At 42.2% G+C, this 20227-nt stretch carries 26 protein-coding genes; 23 read left to right on the top strand and 3 right to left on the bottom strand.

Features of this window, described 5'->3' with window-relative positions; translation table 11 throughout:
• Positions 1–3: 3 nt before the first annotated feature.
• Positions 4–1350, top strand: a complete 1347-nt coding sequence (gene gcvPA / locus NST09_RS11425; protein ID WP_025207616.1) for an aminomethyl-transferring glycine dehydrogenase subunit GcvPA — start codon at positions 4–6, stop codon at positions 1348–1350.
• The gene (gcvPB, locus tag NST09_RS11420; protein WP_025207615.1) at positions 1343–2803 is read left to right on the top strand and encodes an aminomethyl-transferring glycine dehydrogenase subunit GcvPB; all 1461 of its coding nucleotides are present in this window, start codon (positions 1343–1345) and stop codon (positions 2801–2803) included. Before gcvPA ends, gcvPB begins: the two co-directional genes overlap by 8 nt.
• A 40-nt stretch (positions 2804–2843) precedes the next feature.
• On the opposite strand, the gene NST09_RS11415 is transcribed toward gcvPB, so the two are convergent.
• Positions 2844–3224 (bottom strand): rhodanese-like domain-containing protein, encoded by a 381-nt coding sequence (locus tag NST09_RS11415; RefSeq protein WP_024718853.1) that lies wholly within the window; start codon positions 3222–3224, stop codon positions 2844–2846.
• A gap of 219 nt (positions 3225–3443) precedes the next feature.
• Between NST09_RS11415 and NST09_RS11410 the strand changes: the two genes are divergently transcribed.
• The 3 genes from NST09_RS11410 (at position 3444) to NST09_RS11400 (ending at position 5983) form a co-directional block, all read left to right on the top strand.
• Positions 3444–4280 carry a biotin/lipoate A/B protein ligase family protein gene (locus NST09_RS11410; protein WP_017357972.1) on the top strand — a complete coding sequence of 279 codons (837 nt, stop codon included), beginning with the start codon at positions 3444–3446 and terminating at the stop codon, positions 4278–4280.
• 85 nt (positions 4281–4365) lie between these two features.
• Positions 4366–4800: a transcriptional regulator MntR gene (mntR, locus tag NST09_RS11405; RefSeq protein ID WP_003215946.1), complete on the top strand. Its 435-nt coding sequence runs from the start codon at positions 4366–4368 to the stop codon at positions 4798–4800.
• Between the two features lie 307 nt (positions 4801–5107).
• A complete protein-coding gene (locus tag NST09_RS11400) occupies positions 5108–5983 on the top strand; it encodes a patatin-like phospholipase family protein (protein ID WP_008342205.1) in 876 nt (291 codons plus the stop codon).
• On the opposite strand, the gene NST09_RS11395 is transcribed toward NST09_RS11400, so the two are convergent.
• Together NST09_RS11395 and NST09_RS11390 are read right to left on the bottom strand one after the other, a co-directional pair.
• Positions 5980–6375: an SA1362 family protein gene (locus NST09_RS11395; protein WP_007501201.1), complete on the bottom strand. Its 396-nt coding sequence runs from the start codon at positions 6373–6375 to the stop codon at positions 5980–5982. The genes NST09_RS11400 and NST09_RS11395 overlap by 4 nt on opposite strands.
• A 38-nt stretch (positions 6376–6413) precedes the next feature.
• On the bottom strand, positions 6414–7370 hold the full coding sequence (locus NST09_RS11390) for a DUF1385 domain-containing protein (RefSeq protein WP_017357970.1): 957 nt from the start codon (positions 7368–7370) through the stop codon (positions 6414–6416).
• A 221-nt stretch (positions 7371–7591) separates the two neighbouring features.
• On the opposite strand from NST09_RS11390, the gene NST09_RS11385 reads away from it, so the two are divergent.
• The 18 genes from NST09_RS11385 to folD all read left to right on the top strand — a co-directional run bounded on the left by NST09_RS11385 (position 7592) and on the right by folD (position 20198).
• Positions 7592–8119 (top strand): YqhR family membrane protein, encoded by a 528-nt coding sequence (locus NST09_RS11385; protein WP_268449608.1) that lies wholly within the window; start codon positions 7592–7594, stop codon positions 8117–8119.
• Between the two features lie 109 nt (positions 8120–8228).
• Positions 8229–8672, top strand: a complete 444-nt coding sequence (aroQ, locus tag NST09_RS11380) for a type II 3-dehydroquinate dehydratase (protein ID WP_007501195.1) — start codon at positions 8229–8231, stop codon at positions 8670–8672.
• On the top strand, positions 8669–9730 hold the full coding sequence (locus NST09_RS11375; protein ID WP_007501193.1) for a Xaa-Pro peptidase family protein: 1062 nt from the start codon (positions 8669–8671) through the stop codon (positions 9728–9730). The genes aroQ and NST09_RS11375 overlap by 4 nt, the downstream gene beginning before the upstream one ends.
• A 25-nt stretch (positions 9731–9755) precedes the next feature.
• Positions 9756–10313 carry an elongation factor P gene (efp, locus tag NST09_RS11370; RefSeq protein ID WP_007501192.1) on the top strand — a complete coding sequence of 186 codons (558 nt, stop codon included), beginning with the start codon at positions 9756–9758 and terminating at the stop codon, positions 10311–10313.
• A gap of 373 nt (positions 10314–10686) precedes the next feature.
• The gene (locus NST09_RS11365) at positions 10687–10968 is read left to right on the top strand and encodes a YqhV family protein (protein WP_008342211.1); all 282 of its coding nucleotides are present in this window, start codon (positions 10687–10689) and stop codon (positions 10966–10968) included.
• Positions 10969–11034: 66 nt separating this feature from the next.
• Positions 11035–11958: a stage III sporulation protein AA gene (spoIIIAA, locus tag NST09_RS11360; RefSeq protein WP_083693024.1), complete on the top strand. Its 924-nt coding sequence runs from the start codon at positions 11035–11037 to the stop codon at positions 11956–11958.
• Positions 11952–12467: a stage III sporulation protein SpoIIIAB gene (gene spoIIIAB, locus NST09_RS11355; RefSeq protein ID WP_007501189.1), complete on the top strand. Its 516-nt coding sequence runs from the start codon at positions 11952–11954 to the stop codon at positions 12465–12467. The genes spoIIIAA and spoIIIAB overlap by 7 nt, the downstream gene beginning before the upstream one ends.
• Before the next feature lie 19 nt (positions 12468–12486).
• Positions 12487–12693: a stage III sporulation protein AC gene (gene spoIIIAC, locus NST09_RS11350; RefSeq protein ID WP_003153142.1), complete on the top strand. Its 207-nt coding sequence runs from the start codon at positions 12487–12489 to the stop codon at positions 12691–12693.
• Positions 12690–13103, top strand: a complete 414-nt coding sequence (gene spoIIIAD, locus NST09_RS11345) for a stage III sporulation protein AD (RefSeq protein WP_087978339.1) — start codon at positions 12690–12692, stop codon at positions 13101–13103. Before spoIIIAC ends, spoIIIAD begins: the two co-directional genes overlap by 4 nt.
• 64 nt (positions 13104–13167) lie before the next feature.
• A complete protein-coding gene (gene spoIIIAE / locus NST09_RS11340; protein WP_230677075.1) occupies positions 13168–14316 on the top strand; it encodes a stage III sporulation protein AE in 1149 nt (382 codons plus the stop codon).
• Between the two features lie 14 nt (positions 14317–14330).
• Positions 14331–14963 carry a stage III sporulation protein AF gene (gene spoIIIAF, locus NST09_RS11335; protein WP_236809962.1) on the top strand — a complete coding sequence of 211 codons (633 nt, stop codon included), beginning with the start codon at positions 14331–14333 and terminating at the stop codon, positions 14961–14963.
• Positions 14956–15627, top strand: a complete 672-nt coding sequence (spoIIIAG, locus tag NST09_RS11330) for a stage III sporulation protein AG (protein ID WP_008342214.1) — start codon at positions 14956–14958, stop codon at positions 15625–15627. The genes spoIIIAF and spoIIIAG overlap by 8 nt, the downstream gene beginning before the upstream one ends.
• Positions 15627–16259 (top strand): SpoIIIAH-like family protein, encoded by a 633-nt coding sequence (locus NST09_RS11325; RefSeq protein WP_024718861.1) that lies wholly within the window; start codon positions 15627–15629, stop codon positions 16257–16259. Before spoIIIAG ends, NST09_RS11325 begins: the two co-directional genes overlap by 1 nt.
• Positions 16260–16453: 194 nt before the next feature.
• The gene (gene accB, locus NST09_RS11320) at positions 16454–16936 is read left to right on the top strand and encodes an acetyl-CoA carboxylase biotin carboxyl carrier protein (protein ID WP_008342216.1); all 483 of its coding nucleotides are present in this window, start codon (positions 16454–16456) and stop codon (positions 16934–16936) included.
• 11 nt (positions 16937–16947) lie between these two features.
• Positions 16948–18297, top strand: a complete 1350-nt coding sequence (accC, locus tag NST09_RS11315) for an acetyl-CoA carboxylase biotin carboxylase subunit (protein WP_007501177.1) — start codon at positions 16948–16950, stop codon at positions 18295–18297.
• Between the two features lie 25 nt (positions 18298–18322).
• Complete coding sequence (locus NST09_RS11310) at positions 18323–18730, top strand: Asp23/Gls24 family envelope stress response protein (protein WP_017357965.1); 408 nt, start codon at positions 18323–18325, stop codon at positions 18728–18730.
• Between the two features lie 209 nt (positions 18731–18939).
• Positions 18940–19332: a transcription antitermination factor NusB gene (nusB, locus tag NST09_RS11305; RefSeq protein ID WP_008342218.1), complete on the top strand. Its 393-nt coding sequence runs from the start codon at positions 18940–18942 to the stop codon at positions 19330–19332.
• A gap of 14 nt (positions 19333–19346) precedes the next feature.
• The gene (gene folD, locus NST09_RS11300; RefSeq protein ID WP_342493016.1) at positions 19347–20198 is read left to right on the top strand and encodes a bifunctional methylenetetrahydrofolate dehydrogenase/methenyltetrahydrofolate cyclohydrolase FolD; all 852 of its coding nucleotides are present in this window, start codon (positions 19347–19349) and stop codon (positions 20196–20198) included.
• The last annotated feature ends 29 nt before the right edge of the window (positions 20199–20227 follow it).

Below are 20227 nucleotides of genomic sequence, written 5' to 3'. Positions count from 1 at the left end.
AGGATGAAGCACAGGTATTTGCCGCAAACAGAGCAAGATCAAAAAGAAATGCTGGATGTCATCGGTGTTCAGTCAATTGATGAGCTTTTCTCAGATATCCCAGAGAAAGTCAGATTCAAAGGTGCGTACAACATTAAAGAAGCCGCATCAGAAACAGAGCTAGTGCGGGAATTGTCTCGTCTTGCTGCAAAAAATAAAGATACAGTGGCCTATGCCTCGTTTTTAGGTGCTGGTGTGTATGATCATTACCAGCCTGTGATTGTCGACCATGTGATTTCACGTTCTGAATTTTATACAGCGTACACACCTTATCAGCCTGAAATTTCTCAAGGTGAATTGCAAGCAATCTTTGAATTTCAAACAATGATTGCTGAGCTGACCGGTATGGATCTTGCCAACTCCTCGATGTATGATGGCGGAACGGCATTAGCTGAAGCGGCGATGCTGGCTGCAGGACATACAAAGAAGAAAAAGGTTGTGGTCTCTGAAACGGTTCATCCTGAATCAAGAGCGGTGCTGAAAACATATGCGAAAGGACAGCATATTGAAGTCGTCGAGGTACCTGCGCGAAAAGGTCAGACCGATCTAGCTGCATTAGAAGAAGCTGTCTGCGAGGAAACAGCAGCGGTCCTTGTACAATACCCAAACTTCTTCGGTGTTGTTGAACCGTTAAAAGACATTGAACCGATTGCACATAAAGGGAAAAGTTTATTCATCGTCTCAAGCAACCCGCTTGCACTTGGTTTACTGACACCTCCAGGAAAGCTTGGGGCAGATATTGTCGTTGGTGATGCGCAGCCATTTGGCATTCCAGCTGCATTTGGCGGACCTCATTGTGGATATTTTGCTGTGACGAAAAAATTAATGCGGAAAGTGCCGGGGCGTTTAGTCGGGCAAACAGAAGACGAGAACGGTGTGCGAGGATTTGTGCTGACCCTTCAAGCGCGCGAGCAGCATATCCGAAGAGACAAAGCGACTTCAAATATTTGTTCGAACCAAGCATTAAATGCGTTAGCCGCTTCTGTTGCGATGACGGCGCTTGGGAAAACAGGTATCAAAGACATTGCCTATCAAAACGTACAAAAGGCCCATTATGCCAAGACGCAGGCAGAAAAACATGGGTTACAGGCTGAAATAGAGGGCGCTCATTTTAATGAATTTGTGTTGAAACTGAATGAACCTGTGAAAGAAGCGAATGAGCGATTGCTTGAAAAAGGAATCATCGGTGGATATGACTTGGGACGGGATTATCCAGAGCTTCAGCAGCATATGCTCGTCGCTGTGACAGAACTAAGAACAAAAGAAGAAATTGATACGTTCATCAAGGAATTGGGGGATCGTCATGAATAAACAAGATCAGCCGCTTATTTTTGAATTATCCAAAGAAGGAAGAATTGGTTACAGCCTGCCTGATTTAGACGTACCTGAGGAGAAGCTCCCAGATTTATTTGATGAAGCGTATATCCGCCATGAAGATGCGGAGCTGCCAGAGGTTTCTGAACTGGATATTATGCGTCACTACACAGCATTATCTAGGCGTAATCACGGTGTCGATTCTGGCTTTTATCCTCTAGGCTCTTGTACGATGAAATATAATCCAAAGATTAACGAAAAGGTGGCACGTCTTGCAGGTTTCTCGAACGTGCATCCACTTCAAGAGGCAGACACTGTGCAAGGTGCATTAGAGTTACTTTATGATTTAGGTGACCATTTAGAAGAAATTACAGGAATGGACGCCGTGACATTACAGCCTGCGGCAGGAGCACATGGCGAATGGACGGGGCTCATGATGATTCGTGCATACCATGAAGCAAGAGGAGATCATAAACGAACAAAAGTCATCGTGCCTGATTCTGCTCATGGAACAAATCCCGCATCTGCAACAGTGGCTGGATTTGAAACGATTACGGTGGCATCTAATGAACATGGGCTTGTCGATTTAGACGACCTGCGCCGTGTTGTCAATGAAGAAACGGCGGCTCTCATGCTCACAAATCCAAATACACTTGGCCTTTTTGAAGAAAATATTTTAGAAATGGCTGAAATCGTCCACGGAGCAGGCGGGAAGCTCTATTATGATGGAGCGAACTTAAATGCCGTATTAAGCAGAGCAAGACCGGGGGATATGGGATTTGATGTGGTTCACTTAAATCTTCATAAAACCTTTACAGGTCCACACGGAGGAGGAGGCCCTGGTTCAGGTCCAGTTGGCGTGAAAAAGGATTTGATTCCATATTTGCCAAAGCCAGTGCTTGTGAAGAAAGAAGGTCGTTATTTCTTTGATTACGATCGTCCAGAATCCATCGGCCGTGTGAAACCGTTCTATGGGAACTTTGGTATCAATGTCAGAGCGTATGCGTATATCCGCTCTATGGGACCAGACGGCTTAAAGGCTGTAACTGATCATGCGGTGTTGAATGCAAACTATATGATGCGCCGCTTATGTGCTCATTATGATTTGCCATTTGACCGCCACTGTAAGCATGAATTTGTCCTTTCAGGTAAACGTCAAAAGAAACTAGGTGTGCGGACACTGGATATTGCCAAACGATTACTTGATTTTGGCTATCATCCGCCAACGATTTACTTCCCGCTCAATGTAGAGGAATGTATCATGATTGAACCAACTGAAACAGAATCAAAAGAAACCCTTGATGCATTTATTGAAGCGATGATTCAAATTGCAAAAGAAGCGGAAGAGAACCCAGAAATCGTACAGGAAGCACCACATACAACCGTTGTGAAACGAATGGATGAAACAAAGGCTGCACGGAATCCAGTGCTGGTTTTTGAAAGAAAATAAAAAGACTCATGGGGGGCAATAGCTCCCAGAGTCTTTTTTGTTAGTTCTTTGTTTTAATGCGGCCGCCCCATTTTTTAAAGCCGCCCTTTAAATTATAAATCTCACGACAGCCATTTTTACGTAACGTTTGAGCAGCCTTTCCGCTTCTCAAATTATTTTGGCAATAGAGATAAACAGGCTTGTCAGGGCGTATTTCATTTTTGCGCTGCTTTAATTGTGAAAGGGGAATGTTTCTTGCGCCTAAAATATGTCCACCTTCAAACTCATTTGGTTCTCTCACATCAATGAGTTGGGCTTTGCGGTAACCTTTGATAAATTCTGCTTCCGTCAGCGTTTTCATAATGCGCTGCTGATAAATGTAACTGCCGATGGAATAAAGAACGAAAAGTCCACAAAGTGAGAGGACGATATAGTTGAATATTGGCAATACGACTCGACTCCTTCTTGAGCATCAGCACAGTCACCTGTCTGATGGTACGTTTTAGACAAATACTATTATAGTAAAGCAAAAGAAACTTGTCATCATAAATGGTAAGAATTATTTTCAATTCCTTCCCTATTTGATAGACTGATGAAGAGAGAAAATCGGTGGTCACCACCGTCATCTAACGTTGACTACGTAAAAGAGAAGGGATTTTATATGCAAAAAGAGAAATGGTGTTTCATTGATACAGGAAACCAAGACCCTGCCTTTAACATGGCAATGGACGAAGCCTTGCTTTATTGGCATAGCGAGAAGCTGATCCCGCCTGTGATCCGTTTTTATGGTTGGAATCCAGCGACATTATCTGTTGGATATTTTCAACATGTTGAAAAAGAAATCAACATGGAAGCGGTTGAGCGCTATGGTCTTGGATTTGTTCGCAGGCCTACAGGAGGCCGCGGCGTTCTTCATGATCAGGAATTGACCTACAGTGTCATCGTGTCAGAAGAGCACCCAGAGATGCCGGCGACGGTGACAGAGGCATACCGCGTCATTTCAGAAGGGATTTTAGAGGGCTTTAAAGAACTGGGACTCGATGCGTATTTTGCTATTCCTCGTACAGAAAAAGAAAAAGAAAGCTTAAAAAATCCAAGATCGTCTGTATGTTTTGATGCGCCTTCATGGTACGAGCTTGTTGTAGAAGGCAGAAAAGTAGCAGGCAGTGCGCAAACAAGACAAAAAGGTGTGATCCTCCAGCATGGCTCGATTTTAATTGATCTTGATGAGGATAAATTGTTTGATTTATTTCTTTATCCAAACGATCGGGTGAGAGAGCGGATGCAGCGCAGCTTTAAAAACAAAGCGGTGGCGATCAATGAAATTTCAGATCGAACATGTACGATAGACGATGCGCGTGTTGCATTTAAACGAGGGTTTGAAAAAGGATTAAATATCGAGCTTGTGCCTTATGAGCTGACAGATGAAGAGTTGGCATTTGTTCATCACCTCGCCAAAACGAAATACGCCACAGATGATTGGAATTACAAGCGTTAAGACGAAGGACTCTTCTTGTTTTTTAATGAGCGATGGTGTAGAATTGTTATGATTATTAAGTAAAGGTGCATTTTGGAGGGGTTTTATGACTACACCTAGTATGGAAGATTATATTGAACAAATTTATATGCTGATAGAAGAAAAAGGATATGCAAGAGTATCTGATATTGCAGAAGCCCTCGCTGTCCATCCCTCCTCTGTAACAAAAATGGTTCAGAAGCTAGATAAAGATGAATACCTCATTTATGAGAAATATCGTGGTCTAATTTTAACCCCGAAAGGCAAAAAAATTGGAAAACGTCTCGTATACAGACATGAACTGCTAGAGCAATTTTTAAGAATCATTGGTGTAGATGAAGAGAAAATTTATGATGATGTAGAAGGTATTGAGCATCATCTCAGCTGGAACAGCATTGACCGCATCGGCGATCTTGTCCAATTCTTTGAAGAAAACGATGAGCGATCCGTTCAGCTGAAAGCGATTCAAAAGAAAAACGAACAAACAAATCAAGAATCTTAAGAAAAAGGACACCTGTCGAAGGGTGTCCTTTTAAATTGTTGACAAAGGGCTAAAATGCACTTTGTTTTAGCTCTTTGTCTTCTTTCCAGCGTGAAAGAAAACCTTTGCAGCCCTAGGAAGGACGAGCATCGGAGCGGAGCGAATTTGACATTCGTGAGCACCGGAGCGCAGGACTGACACCGAATGCGAGGGTTTGTCTACACGCTGAAAGGACACCCTTAGCATGGGTGTCCTTTTTGAATATAGTTCTAATGAAAGGCAAATGCTCCTACACTATTAATAGTGTGACAGAAAAGGGGGCTCCTTGATGAAGATAGATGGTGTGTTCTCAGGTGGAGGCATTAAGGGTGCAGCACTTGCAGGCGCCTATGAAGCGCTTGAAGCAAGAGGGTTTCAATTTGTCCGTCTCGCTGGAACAAGTGCGGGAGCGATCATTGCTTCACTCATCGCAGCGGGTTTTACGAGTCAGGAGATTCGGGAGCTGTTAGACGAAATGGATGAGCATCAATTGCTTGATCGAAGGTGTCAATTCATCCCGTTTAAAATGCTCAGGTGGGTGTCTATTTATTGGCGTCTTGGCCTTTACAAAGGTGACCGTCTAGAAAAATGGCTGACAGACGTGTTAAAACGAAAAGGCGTCACCGTATTCGGGGATCTGAAAAAAGATACGCTCAAAATCGTCGCTTCTGATTTAACAAATGGCAAAATCCTTGTCCTTCCAGATGACCTTCCTTCCTATGGGTTAAATCCAGAACGGTTTTCTGTTGCCAGAGCCATTCGGATGAGCTGCAGTCTGCCGTATTTTTTCGAACCTGTCAAACTGAGGTCTTCAAAAGGAATTTGTACCATAGTGGATGGCGGCGTGCTCAGCAACTTTCCCATTTGGCTATTTGCAGAAGAGAAAAAAAGACCGTTTGTCGGTGTCACATTAACCCCAAACGAAAAAGAACGCCCTCAACATTCCATCCGCAATGCGTTTGAATTGTTTGGCGCTCTATTTGAAACGATGCGTGGTGCTCATGACGAAAGACATATTGCCACAAAACACGAACGTCATATTATTTTTATTCCTGTAGAACACGTCATTGCCACTGATTTTCAGCTGATGACAGAAAAGAAAAAGGCGCTCGTCGATCTAGGCAGACAGAAGGCCGAGCAATTTTTAAAGAGCTGGACATTTTAAAATAAGGCGCGATTTTTCTTTTTGTTTTTCTTACCTTCAATGACTGTCAAATGTGTTTGGCTTTTCTTTTTGAGAAGGACGGGCTTCGACTTGTGGTCAGTCGGCACGCTTCGCAAATGAGTGACCCGGTTTTTCATCTGGCTTTTCGTTTTTGGTTTAGGCTGCTGGTAGCGACGTTTTGATTGTTTGACTGCTTTACGATAAAGATTTCCTTCTGTTCCAGTTCTTCGATTCATCAGCCATCTAAATAAGAAAAATAGAACCGCTCCAACGATCACAACTGATAGCAGCATTGTAAAGAGTCTGCTTGGATTCGTTGTGAGTAAATACACAAATCCCAAAACACCTAAAGCGAAAATAATGGTAAAAGCAGGATGTACTCGGCGATTCATAACTGTCCACCTCCGAAAGAATTTACCGGATTTATAAACTAGATCACTTGATGAGCAGAATCTGATGCTTGTTTCGCAGATGCTTCCTCTAAACGAAGAAGTTCATTAAAACTTGCAATGGCTACCTCGACTTGATCATCAGAGGGTTCTTTTGTTGTGAGCAATTGCAGCCAAAGGCCAGGATAGCCAAGCACTTTAAGCACTGGCACGTCACGGAGTTTGTTTGTGAGCTGAAGCACTTCAAATGAAATGCCCAGAACAACCGGGATAAGCGCCAAGCGATTCAGAACTCTCACCCATAAAGGATCTGTCGGTACGAGTAAATAGACGAACATGCCGACAATGACAGTGAATAAAATAAAGCTGCTGCCGCATCGATAATGCAGGCGAGATTGGCTTTGGACATTTTCCACTGTGATGTCAAGATTCTGTTCATAGCAGTTTATGACTTTATGTTCTGCCCCATGATATTGAAATACCCTTTTAATTAAAGGGGTCATGGAAATAAAGTAAATATAGCCTAATAACAGGATCAATTTAAAGAATGTTTCCACTGCAATTTGTGCGAAGTTTCCAGAAAACACCGGACGCACAAGTTCAGCTAAAAAGACAGGCACTAAAGTAAAGACAAATTTACTAAAAAGAAGAGAGAGAACTCCGATCACAGCAATGCCGAAGATCATTGATAATTTCGAGCTTTTTTGTTCTTTTTCAAGAGAATGATCTTCAGAAGGATCTAAGTCATAGCGCTCGCTGGAGAAGTTTAAGTGCTTACTGCCGTTTGCGCTTGCTTCAACAAGTGCAGCAACACCCCTGACAAAAGGGATTTTCTTAAGAAAGGCGGTTCGTTTATTGGAGGTCCGGGGAAGCTTTAAAAACTCAATCGACTCATCCTTACGCCGAATCGCTGTCACATAGTTCATTTTACCTCCGAACATGACACCTTCCACAACTGCCTGCCCTCCATATGCTGGAGGTTTTGTTTGATTGGACATATTTCATCAACCTGCCTGTTTCCTGTAATTTACATGCATTTCCTTATACCTTTATTGTACAGGAAAAGAGGGGAAATCACTAGCTCACAGGTCGATTATCTACTAGAATTCTATCTACCTCTTTTTAGCCAGTATACCCTGTTATAAAAATTTTACACTCTCGCACGGAAATCCTTTTTTTTCATGACATTTTGGACATACTACTTGCTGGAGGTGTTCATATGAAACGTGATGAAAAGAAAAACCAAGAAGAAAAAAATCAATCAGTACAAACGTCTTCAATGGTGGCAAGGGCAGCAGCCACAGGTTTTGTCGGCGGAGTTTTTTGGGGCTTTATCGGATTTCTGACCCATGTGTTTCATTTTTCAGAGGTGAGTCCAAATATGCTGTTGCAGCCATTTGTGCTTGGTGAATGGAAAAAAGGCGGACTTGGTACATTTATGAGTATTGTACTTTTAGGGATTTTATCTATTGGGGCAGCCTTTATTTATTATGGACTGCTCAAACGGATCAAAGGTTTTTGGATGGGACTGATTTATGGAGGGGTTTTGTGGCTGCTTGTTTTTTATGTATTTAATCCTATATTCCCCGATGTGAAGCAAGTGCAAGATTTGCAGCAAAGCACCATTGTGACGACATTTTGCCTATATATTTTATATGGCATGTTTGTCGGATACAGTATTTCATTTGAATACAATGAATTAACGAGTCAGAAGCTTGCAAGGGCACTCGGGAAAAAGACAGAATAAAGTGTAAATCCACCATTCATATGATAAAATTATTTTTGGAAACGAAAGGTTTCTAAGGAAAAAGAAACAGACATCGATATAGAGTGAATTAGGGTGAAGGAGTGGTCATATGCCTCATTTTCTAGTGCTGAATGGGCCCAACTTAAATAGGCTCGGCAAGAGAGAGCCAGGAGTTTATGGAAGTAAAACATTAACAGATTTAGAAACAGATTTGTTTCAGTTTGCAGAAAGAGCAAATATTCAATTGACGTTCTTTCAATCGAATCACGAGGGAGATTTGGTCGATGCGCTCCATGAAGCAGAAGATCAGTACGATGGCGTCGTGTTTAACCCGGGTGCTTTTACCCACTATAGCTATGCACTGAGAGATGCCATTGCAAGTATTACGTTACCTGTCATCGAAGTACATATCACAAATGTTCATAAAAGAGAGGAATTCCGCCATCATTCGGTTCTTGCTCCAGTATGTCAAGGTCAAATCGTTGGACTTGGTTTAGAAGGATATAAATTGGCGATTCGTTATTTAGTCAGTGAAGGGGGAGCAGTATCATGAAACTTGAAAAACTAAGAAAACTTTTAGCCGAATTAGACATAGATGGTTTAGTGATTACGAGCAGCTTTAATTTACATTATATGACGAGTTTTACTGGATCAGCCGGTCTTGCCATCGTTTCAAAGGATCGAGCCGCCTTTATTACGGATTTTCGTTACACGGAGCAAGCAAAGGATCAAGTAAAGGGCTATGACATCATTGAACATAAAGGAAACATTGTGGAAACTGCTGTCCAAACGGCAAACGAATTTGGGGTGAAACGTCTTGGTTTTGAACAAAACCATATGACATTTGCCACCTACCAGCAGTACTCGGGGAAAGCAAGCGGTATCGAGCTTGTTCCAGTCTCAGAATCAGTTGAAAAGTTGCGCTTGATTAAGTCTAATGAAGAGATTAAGATATTAGAGGAAGCTGCGAAGATTGCAGATCATGCCTTTGATCATATTCTCACGTACATCAAGCCGGGCCTGACAGAAATTGCGGTCATGAACGAGCTTGAATTTTTCATGAGAAAAGAAGGGGCAGAAGGATCTTCATTCGATATGATTGTTGCCTCTGGCGTTCGTTCAAGCCTGCCACACGGGAGAGCGAGCGAAAAGGTGATTGAATCTGGCGACTTGGTGACACTGGATTTCGGTGCCTATTATAAAGGCTATTGTTCAGACATGACTAGAACCATTGCTGTAGGAACACCAAGCGACAAATTAAAGGAAATTTATCATATCGTATTAGAAGCAGAAAACGCTGGTGTGGATAAAATCAAGCCAGGCTTAACAGGAAAAGAAGCTGATCGCATCACACGAGACATCATTGAAAAGTATGGCTACGGTCAATACTTCGGGCATTCGACTGGACATGGTCTTGGTATGGAAGTACATGAAGCACCTGGCCTTTCCTCGCGCTCAGATGTCGTGTTAGAAGAGGGAATGGTTGTGACAGTTGAACCAGGCATTTACTTGCCGGATGTCGGCGGCGTGAGAATTGAGGATGATATTGTCCTGACAGCTGACGGCAATAAACGATTGACCCACTCACCGAAAGAACTTATCATATTATGATGGTGAAATGTAGGAGGATGACAAAATGATTTCAGTAAACGATTTTCGTACAGGCCTGACAATTGAAGTGGACGGCGGTATTTGGCGTGTAGTGGATTTCCAACACGTAAAACCAGGAAAAGGCGCAGCGTTTGTCCGTTCGAAACTGCGTAACCTGCGTACAGGTGCGATTCAAGAGAAAACATTCCGTGCAGGTGAAAAAGTAGCGAAAGCGCAAATTGAAACAAAAACAATGCAATATTTATATGCAAATGGCGATCAGCATGTATTCATGGATACAAGTTCATACGAACAACTTGAACTAAGCGAAGCGCAAATCAAAGATGAGCTGAAATATTTGCTTGAAAATATGTCGGTTCAAATCGTCATGTACGGTGATGAAACACTTGGAGTAGAACTTCCAAACACTGTAGAACTAGAAGTAGTAGAAACAGAGCCTGGTATTAAAGGCGATACAACATCAGGTGGATCAAAACCTGCAAAAACAGAAACTGGTTTAATCGTGAACGTTCCTTTCTTTGTGAACCAAGGTGATAAACTAGTGATCAATACATCTGACGGTTCATACGTTTCAAGAGCGTAATGAACAGAGAGACTGTAAACCTCGTGTTTACAGTCTCAGCGTGTAGGCAAACCCTCGCATTCTTTGTCAGTCCTGCGCGCTGGTGCTCACGAATGTCAAATTCGCTCCGCGCCAGTACTCGTCCTTCCTAGACTGCAAAGGTTTTCTATCACGCTGAAAAGAAGACAAAGGGCTAAAATCAAGTTCATTTTAGCCCTTTGTCAACTATCTGAGACTGTAAACCTCGTGTTTACAGTCTTTTTTTATTTGAAAAATAGGACGCCTCGTTATGACACCCCTTACTCTATTCTCTCATCCATCTCTCTTCCTTTTTAAAAACAAGACTACTTCTAGCTAGTGAAGCATATAGTGTAAAAAAAGCTGGAGGTTCTATATGAAACAATTTCTCCCGGGTATACACCCATCAGTTGCTGCCATGGCAGGGATGAGGTTTTTATCTGCCTCGATTGAACTGACGGCCGCCATCCTCATTTTAGTGACTAATGATGTGCGTAAAGCGGTTGTCATCAATAGTATATTAGCGATCATCGGGCCGCTCATTTTTATTATCACGATGACGATTGGAATCTACCAAATTGCAGGGCAGTTATCCTATGCGAAGCTTGTGTTTATTTTCATTGGTGTCGTATTTATTCTTGTTGGAATTTATAAGTGAAATGGCTTGGCATAATTAACGGCATGCATCATACATTTTAGAGAAGAAAAAAAGGAGGGGAATTCGTTGCGGAGTTTGTTGGATATTCTCCCGCACTCAATTGGACAAGAACTCAGCATGTTAAAAGAAGCAGAGTGGGCGCAAATAGAAGAAATCCGCATTCGCACCGATCGCCCAATTGAGCTGATGCAAGGAGGAAAACCCCGCTTTCTTTCCTATCATACAACAGGTGAAGATGCGGCTCAGCTATTAGGCAGGCTCAGTAATTACAGCATGTACACACTTGAGGAAGAGTTAAAACAGGGCTATATCACCATATCTGGCGGACATCGGGTTGGGCTTGCTGGAAAGGTCATCGTCGAAAATGGATTCGTCAAAGGCTTAAGAGATATTTCTTCATTTAATATTCGCATCGCAAAAGAGAAGATCGGAATTGCTCTGCCGTTTCTCCCTTATTTATATGAAAAACATTGGTGTAACACACTGATTATAGGTCCGCCGCAAACCGGGAAAACGACATTGCTGCGTGATCTAGCACGTCTTGTCAGTACAGGAACAACAACCATTTCTCCTAGAAAAACAGGGATTGTAGATGAACGATCTGAAATCGCAGGTTGTATAAGAGGAGTGCCGCAGCATTCTTTTGGGCACCGGATTGATGTACTTGATGCGTGCCCAAAGGCTGAAGGGTTAATGATGATGATCAGGTCCATGAGCCCAGAAGTCATCATTGTCGATGAAATCGGAAAAAGTGAAGATGTACAGGCACTGCTAGAAGCAATCCATGCTGGAGTCACCATTATCGTCTCAGCTCATGGGTATTCTCTTGAAGACTTATCTAAACGGCCATCATTTGAACCGTTATGGCAGCTTCGTGTGTTTGATCGATATGTGGAATTAAATAGAGAAAAAGGGCCTGGCACAATCGGACGGATATTTGACCAAGAGGGACAAGAGCTGAAGAGGAGGCGGGGAGTGGACGTATGTTAAAGCTTATTGGTGCTATTTTCATTGTTGCGGCTACGACATGGGGAGGATTCGAGTTTGCGAAGCGGTACAGTGATCGGCCAAAGCAAATCCGCCAGCTCCGGTTTGCACTCCAATCTCTTGAAGCTGAAATTATGTATGGTCAAACACCTTTAGCTAGAGCCGCTGACCAAATTGCGTCCCAAGTAGGACCGCCTGTGAATCGGCTATTTGAACAATTTGCAGAAAAACTCAACGTTGGAACCTTTTCTGCGAGGCATGCATGGAATGAAAGTCTAGAGGATGTATGGAAAAAAACCGTATTAAAAAAAGGCGAATATGAGGCGCTGAAGCACTTTGGAGAAACCCTTGGTCAGCATGATGTGACGGCTCAGCAAAAATATATCAAGCTAGCTTTAGGCCATTTGGAATCAGAGGAAAAAGAAGCTGAAGTTGCCCAAGCGAAAAATGAAAAAATGGTGAGAAGTCTTGGTTTTCTAAGTGGGTTACTACTGATTCTGTTATTGATGTGAGAAGAAGGGAGTCGAGAGCATGGGCGTTGATGTAAACGTCATTTTCCAAATTGCGGGAGTGGGTATCGTCGTGGCTTTTCTCCATACGATTTTAGATCAAATGGGGAAAAAAGAGTACGCACAGTGGGTGACACTGCTTGGATTTATCTACATTTTATTTATGGTTGCTACCATTGTGGATGATTTGTTTAAGAAGATTAAAGCCGTATTTCTATTTCAAGGATAGGGGAGGGCTTACAAATCGAAATTATTCAAATTGTTGGACTTGGTTTAATCGCTACTTTTCTAGCATTAATCGTCAAAGAACAAAAGCCAACCTTCGCCTTTATGCTTGTTGTGTTTACTGGGTGTGTCATTTTCCTTTATTTAATCGATCAAATCTATGCCATTATCTCCATGATTGAAAAAATTGCAGCAAGTGCAGGCGTCAATATGAAATACGTTGAAACCATTTTGAAAATCATTGGCATTGCCTATATTGCAGAATTTGGTGCCCAGCTCACAAAGGATGCTGGACAAGGCGCCATCGCTTCAAAAATAGAGCTTGGCGGCAAAATTCTTATTTTGGTCATGGCGGTACCGATTTTAACGGTCATCATTGAGACGATCCTAGGTATGATCCCGTCCATGACTTGATGGAAAAGAGGTGATGATGATGAAACGGGTGACAGCTGTGCTAGGGTTTATGATGTTCTTTTGGATGATCGTTCCGTATGCAGGTGCAGAAGAAAGTGTGCCTTTATCAAGTGAAGAACCGGTCGCAGAAGAAGTTGCGGGTGGACAGGCTGATGCCTTAGAGCTTCATTCTATCAGTGACTTTTGGGAAACGATATTGGACGAGTATGGCGGCTTTCTGCCTGAAAGCCAAAAAGGTACAGTGAAGGAAATGATCGATGGCGATAAAGAGCTGTCTCCCCAAACGTGGCTGAAGGCTTTTGTTCATTATCTGTTTCATGAGCTGATTGCCAATGGAAAGCTCTTAGGTACACTTATATTACTCACCATCTTTTGTTCGCTTTTGCAGCTTTTGCAAAATGCGTTTGAACAAAGCACTGTTAGTAAAGTTGCATACGCTCTTGTTTATATGGTGCTTATCATTATTGCATTAAACAGTTTTCATGTTGCGATCTCTTATGCAACAGAAGCCATTCAAACGATGACTAGTTTTATTCTTGCTCTTATTCCTCTTTTATTAGCACTTATTGCCTCATCAGGCGGGCTTGTCTCAGCCGGATTCTTTCATCCTGTGATTTTGTTTTTAATGAACACGAGCGGTGTTTTTATTCAATATGTCGTTCTTCCGCTCATCTTTTTATCAGCGATCTTGAGCATCGTCAGTACATTGACCGAACAATACAAAGTGACCCAGCTTGCCCAGCTGTTAAGAAATGTCGCCATTGGCGGGCTCGCTGTTTTTTTAACTGTATTCCTCGGCGTCATTTCAGTACAGGGGGCATCTGCTGCTATCACGGATGGCATCGCTCTTCGCACAGCCAAGTTTATTACCGGAAATTTCATCCCTGTCCTTGGCAGAATGTTTACTGATGCGACAGATACCGTTATCAGCGCCTCTGTGCTGCTGAAAAATACGGTTGGCCTTGTAGGCGTTGCCATTTTGATTTCAATTGCGGCTTTCCCAGCGATTAAAGTGCTGTCGCTCGCTCTGATTTATAAATTGGCCGCTGCGATTCTTCAGCCTTTAGGGGGCGGGCCGATTATTAGCTGCCTTGATGTCATTTCAAAAAGTGTTCTTTATATATTTGCTGCATTAGCTGTTGTATCGCTTATGTTCTTTTTAAGCATTACCGTTATCATCACAGCTGGCAACCTCACCATGATGATGAAGTAAGGAGGGGACACCATTTGAGTTTTCTCACAGAATGGATCACAAGTATTATCCTATTTATTTTATTTGCGATTGTGATTGATCTTTTGCTTCCCAATTCAAGCATGCAGAAGTATGCAAAAATGGTCGTCAGCTTACTGTTAATTGTGGTGATGCTCAATCCGATCTTTGCGTTATTCCGGGCAGATCCTGACCAAATTTTCTCAGAAATCATGAAAGGGAAGGACCAAGCGCAATCAGAAGAAATAAAAAATCAGATGAATTTAGAAAAAAAAGAAATACAAGCTTCACAGCGTGCATATATTTTAAAGCAAATGGCTGTCCAACTAGAAAAAAGCGCAAAGGAGCCACTGGAGAAGGAGAGCTATGAAATGAAACACGTAGAAGTGTTGGCAGATGAGGAGCACCTTGATCAGAATATGGAGGCAGATCAATTTCGCATCAAAGCAGTCCTTGTCCCGCTCACAGGTGATGCTGTAGAAATGGTGGCAAAGGTCGACATTGATCTCTCCAGGCAAAAGGAGGAAAGCGCCGAGACGTCAGCAAAAGAGATGGCGAGGGTGAAAGAGACGCTTGCAGATGTTTGGAATACAAGGCCTGAACACATTGCGCTCAACATTGAGGGAGGTGACGCAGCAGATCATGAATAACAAGGACTGGAGACAAAAACTGAAATCAATGTTCCAAGCACCTGAAAAAGGTGAAGGGAAACCAAAATTAACGAAGCACCATTACTTACTGCTTGTCTTCATCATCGGCGTGTCATTCATGTTAGTCAGTCAAATTTTGTCACCGCCATCAAGCAAACAAGAGGCTGCTGTTCCTGCGTCTAAAAAAACATCCTCAGAAGAGCAGGCGGTGTTCAAACCATCCTCTTCAGGTAAGTCAAACAACTCGATAGAGGATGTTGAACAAGAATACGAAAATCAGCTGAAAGAGATTTTAGAAACGATCATTGGTGTTGAGGATGTATCCATCGTGGTAAATGTAGACGCAACTTCTTTAAAAGTGTTTGAAAAAAACAAATCCAATAAAAGCACTACGACCGAGGAAACAGACAAAGAAGGCGGCGTGCGAAGTGTCACGGATCAAACAAAAGAAGAAGAGGTTGTCATTATTAAAAATGGCAATGAAGAAACACCTGTTGTTGTCCAAACGAAAAAGCCAGACATTCGAGGTGTCCTCGTTGTTGCTCAAGGAGTAGACAACGTTCAAATAAAGAAAACCATCATTGAAGCGGTTACACGAGTGCTTGATGTACCGAGCCATAGAGTGGCTGTTGCCCCTAAAAAAATCAAGGAGGATTCGGAATGATGTTAAAAAAACAAACGGTTTGGCTATTAACGATGCTAAGTTTAGTTGTCGTATTAAGTGTGTACTATATCATGTCCCCACAAGGTGAGAATGCTGTGACAGTAGAAGATACAAAATCAAAAGGAATGGAAGAGAAAAAGGCTGAGCCAGAAAAAGGGACTGATAAAGGAACCGAAAAGAATGCAGAAGAGAAATCAACTGACAAAGAAACCAATGCGAAACAAGAAGATGTTGAAACAAGTGGAGAAGAAGGAAAGGCTGTTTCAGAGCAGACCGACGATGAACTTTTCACAACCTACAGACTTGAACTGGAAGATAAGCGCAGCAAGCAGCGTGAAGAGTATAACGAAATCGTGTCTAGCGATGATGCAACAGCGCAAGAAAAAAGTGAAGCTTATGATCAAATGACAGCGCTTAGTGAGGCAGAAGGAACAGAGCGTCAGCTGGAGACATTAATCAAAACAAAAGGATATAAAGATGCGCTCGTCAGTGCAGAAGGAGATAAAGTGAACATCACGGTTCGTTCTGATAAAAAATCAAAGTCCCAAGCAGCAGATATTATTGATTTGGTCACAAAAGAAATGAGAGGGCTTGATAACGTAGCCGTCACTTTTGAGCCATCGAATCAATAAAAAATGCACAAGCGCCCTTTTCTGAAAAGGGCGTTTTTTCATGCGGGTTGACGCCCTTTTTCAGGTGCTTGCGCGAGGTGTCTCATCACATTAATAGTTGAATTCAACGAAATCCTCCTGTAAGATGGTTATAGTATGTACTTTTAGTACTAGCCTATAAAAAAAGATAAATCCATACATAGGGGTGCAAATCCATGTTAAAAATTGAAGAGATTCATGAACTAATTAAATTAATTGACGAATCAACAATTGATGAATTTACGTACGAAAACGAAGGTGCAAAAATCAAGTTAAAGAAAAATAAAGAAGTCGTTCAGCAAGTTGCGGCACAAGCACCAGTGGCTCCTGTCCAAGCAGCTCCAGCTCAACAAGCTCCTAAAGCACAAGCTCCAGCTCAGACCGAAGCCCCTGCACAAGAGAAAGCCGCGTCTGAAAACCTGCATAAAATCACATCCCCAATGGTTGGCACATTTTACGCTTCTTCTTCACCAGAAGCAGATCCATATGTGACAACAGGTTCTAAAGTGAAGGAAAACTCAGTTGTATGTATCGTTGAAGCGATGAAACTGTTTAATGAAATCGAAGCAGAAGTAAAAGGCGAAATCGTCGAAGTATTAGCTGAAAACGGTCAGCTTGTAGAATTCGGACAACCCCTCTTTCTAGTGAAAGCAGAGTAAGGAGTACGATCATGATTAAAAAGCTATTAATTGCAAACAGAGGAGAAATCGCAGTTAGAATCATCCGTGCTTGTAAAGAGCTTGGAATTGAAACAGTTGCGGTATTTTCTGAAGCGGATCGTGATGCGCTGCATGTTCAAATGGCTGATGAAGCATATTGCATCGGACCGACTGCTTCAAAAGATAGTTATTTAAATGTGACAAATATTGTCAGTGTGGCAAAACTAACAGGTACAGATGCCATCCATCCAGGATATGGTTTCCTTGCTGAAAATGCAGACTTTGCAGAGCTTTGCGAGGAATGTAATGTCATCTTTGTTGGACCAACTGCGTCAGCAATTTCCAAAATGGGAACGAAAGATGTGGCAAGAGAAACAATGAAGCAAGCTGGTGTTCCAATTGTCCCTGGTTCTCAAGGAATTGTAAAAGATCTTGATGATGCTGTTTCAACAGCAGCTGGTATTGGGTATCCTGTCATTATTAAAGCAACTGCAGGCGGCGGTGGTAAAGGTATCCGTGTGGCTCGCACAGAAGAAGAGCTCATTAACGGTGTCACCATCACGCAGCAGGAAGCAGCACAAAACTTCGGGAACCCAGGTGTCTATTTGGAGAAATTCATTGAAGACTTTAGACACGTTGAAATTCAAGTCCTTGCTGATCAACATGGAAATACTATTCACTTAGGTGAACGTGATTGTTCTATCCAAAGAAGAATGCAAAAGCTTCTGGAAGAAACGCCATCACCTGCACTAAATGCAGATATTCGTGAGCAAATGGGTGAAGCTGCCGTAAAAGCAGCCGAAGCTGTTGAATACACAGGTGCCGGAACGGTTGAATTCATTTACGATTATAATGAAGAGAAGTTTTACTTCATGGAAATGAATACACGTATCCAAGTAGAGCATCCTGTAACGGAAATGGTCACTGGTGTTGATTTGATCAAAGAACAGATCAAAGTAGCTTCTGGTGAAAAGCTTTCCCTTACTCAAGAGGATGTTGTATACGAAGGATGGGCGATTGAATGTCGTATTAATGCAGAGAACCCTGAGAAAAATTTCATGCCTTCTGCTGGTGAAATTAAAATGTACCTTCCGCCAGGCGGTTTAGGAGTACGTGTTGATTCTGCCGCTTATCCTGGTTATGTGATTCCGCCATATTACGATAGTATGATTGCGAAAGTGATCACATATGGTAAAACGAGAGAAGAAGCAATTGCAAGAATGAAACGTGCGCTTCAAGAATTCGTCATTGAAGGAGTCTACACAACGATTCCATTCCACCTCAGATTACTAGAGCACGAAACATTTGTGAGCGGTAATTTTAATACGAAGTTTTTAGAAACATATCAAATTATGAAATAATAACAGCTTTCGGAGGTGAATGATCGTGTCAGAAAACAATTTGCTTGAAATGAACCTTGATGAAGATCAATTGGGAAAAGTGCAAATTGCGCCAGAAGTGATTGAAGTCATTGCTGGGATCGCTGCATCAGAGGTCGAAGGAATTGCGGAAATGCGCGGCAACTTCGCTGCTGATGTGGCAGAACGCTTTGGGAAGAAAAATCACCGTAAAGGTGTGAAAGTAGATGTCTCTGATGAAGGCATCACAATTGATGTGTATTGTGTGGTTGAATTTGGCCTATCCATTCCAAAGGTATCCACTGCTGTTCAAGAAAATATCCGTCAAACCCTTTTAAACATGACGGCCTTAACAATTAATGAAATCAACATTCATGTCGTCGGCATTCAATTTGATACAAAAACAGCTGAAGCCGAAGTTGATCAAGAAATGTAAAAAGGGTTGAAGTGAAACCAAGGAGGCATTGCCTCTTTGGTTTTTTAAAGCCTATTTTTGGGAAAATTCAACATGATGATTACGTCACGCATGGAGTGATTCGTTTTTCGTCACAGCTCGCATGGATCTTGGTGCGACTGCGGTCAAAATATGTTATGATCTCTGTATGGCTTAACGACAAGCGGATAAAGTGGTTAAAGGAGTAAATAATGAAAAGAAGAACTGCAAGAGAAAAGGCGCTACAAACATTATTTCAAATTGATGTCAGCAATATTGATCCGAAAGAGGCCATTACACATGCGCTGGATGAACAAGAATCAGATCCTTTTTTCGAGGAACTGGTTTTCGGTGTGCTCGAACAAAAGGACAAGCTCGATGACATGATTTCACAGCATCTTGTGAATTGGAAACTTGATCGTATTGCGAACGTAGACAGAGCCATTTTAAGGCTGTCTGTGTACGAAATGGTATATCAAGAAGATATCCCGGTGAGTGTTTCAATGAATGAAGCCATTGAACTGGCTAAATTGTTCGGTGACGATAAGGCGCCGAAATTTGTAAATGGTGTACTTTCAAACATTAAAAACGACCTAAAGCAGTAATAGGAGGATTCGACATGACAGCAACAATCATCGATGGGAAAGAAACAGCAAAAGAAAAGCGTGAACAATTAGCAAAAGAAGTAGAAGAGCTAAAACAAAAAGGAGTCACACCTGGTCTTGCCGTTATTCTAATCGGTGATGATCCGGCTTCACTTTCTTACGTACGCGGGAAGAAAAAAGCAGCAGAAGCCATGGGCATGCATTTCCAGCTTGATCATTTAGATGCTTCTTTAGCAGAAGAGGAATTGCTAAAGATGATTGATCAGTACAATGCAAATGATCAATTCCACGGAATTCTTGTTCAGCTTCCACTGCCAAAACATATTTCTGAAAAAGCCGTCATTGAACGAATTTCACCAGAGAAAGACGTAGATGGTTTTCATCCGCTAAATATCGGGAAAATGCTACTTGGGGAAGACACATTCCTCCCTTGCACACCAGCAGGTATTGTTGAATTATTGAACAAAACAGGTGTGGATCTCTCTGGCAAAGAAGTGGTCGTTGTAGGACGAAGCAATATCGTCGGCAAACCAGTTGGACAATTGCTACTAAACGAAAATGCAACCGTCACCTACTGTCATTCAAGAACGGCGAACATTTCAGAACATACGTTAAAAGCGGACATTTTAGTTGTTGCCGTCGGTCGAGCAAACTTTATTAAAGCTGACCAAATTAAAGAAGGCGCTATTGTCATTGATGTAGGAGTCAATCGTCTAGAAACAGGGAAACTTGTAGGGGACGTTGACTTTGAAGCAGCAAAAGAAAAAGCTTCATACATCACACCAGTCCCTGGCGGAGTGGGTCCAATGACAATTACGATGCTTGCACACAATACGGTTAAATCAGCAAAACGTACATTATCATAAGCTTGATCCATTCATCCACCTGCGTGCTG

Origin of the sequence: Bacillus sp. FSL W7-1346 (genome assembly GCF_038593335.1) — a bacterium.
GTDB lineage: Bacteria > Bacillota > Bacilli > Bacillales > Bacillaceae > Bacillus > Bacillus altitudinis.
The sequence above is the reverse complement of the archived record's forward strand: the minus strand, read 5'-3'. Positions and strand labels throughout refer to the sequence as shown.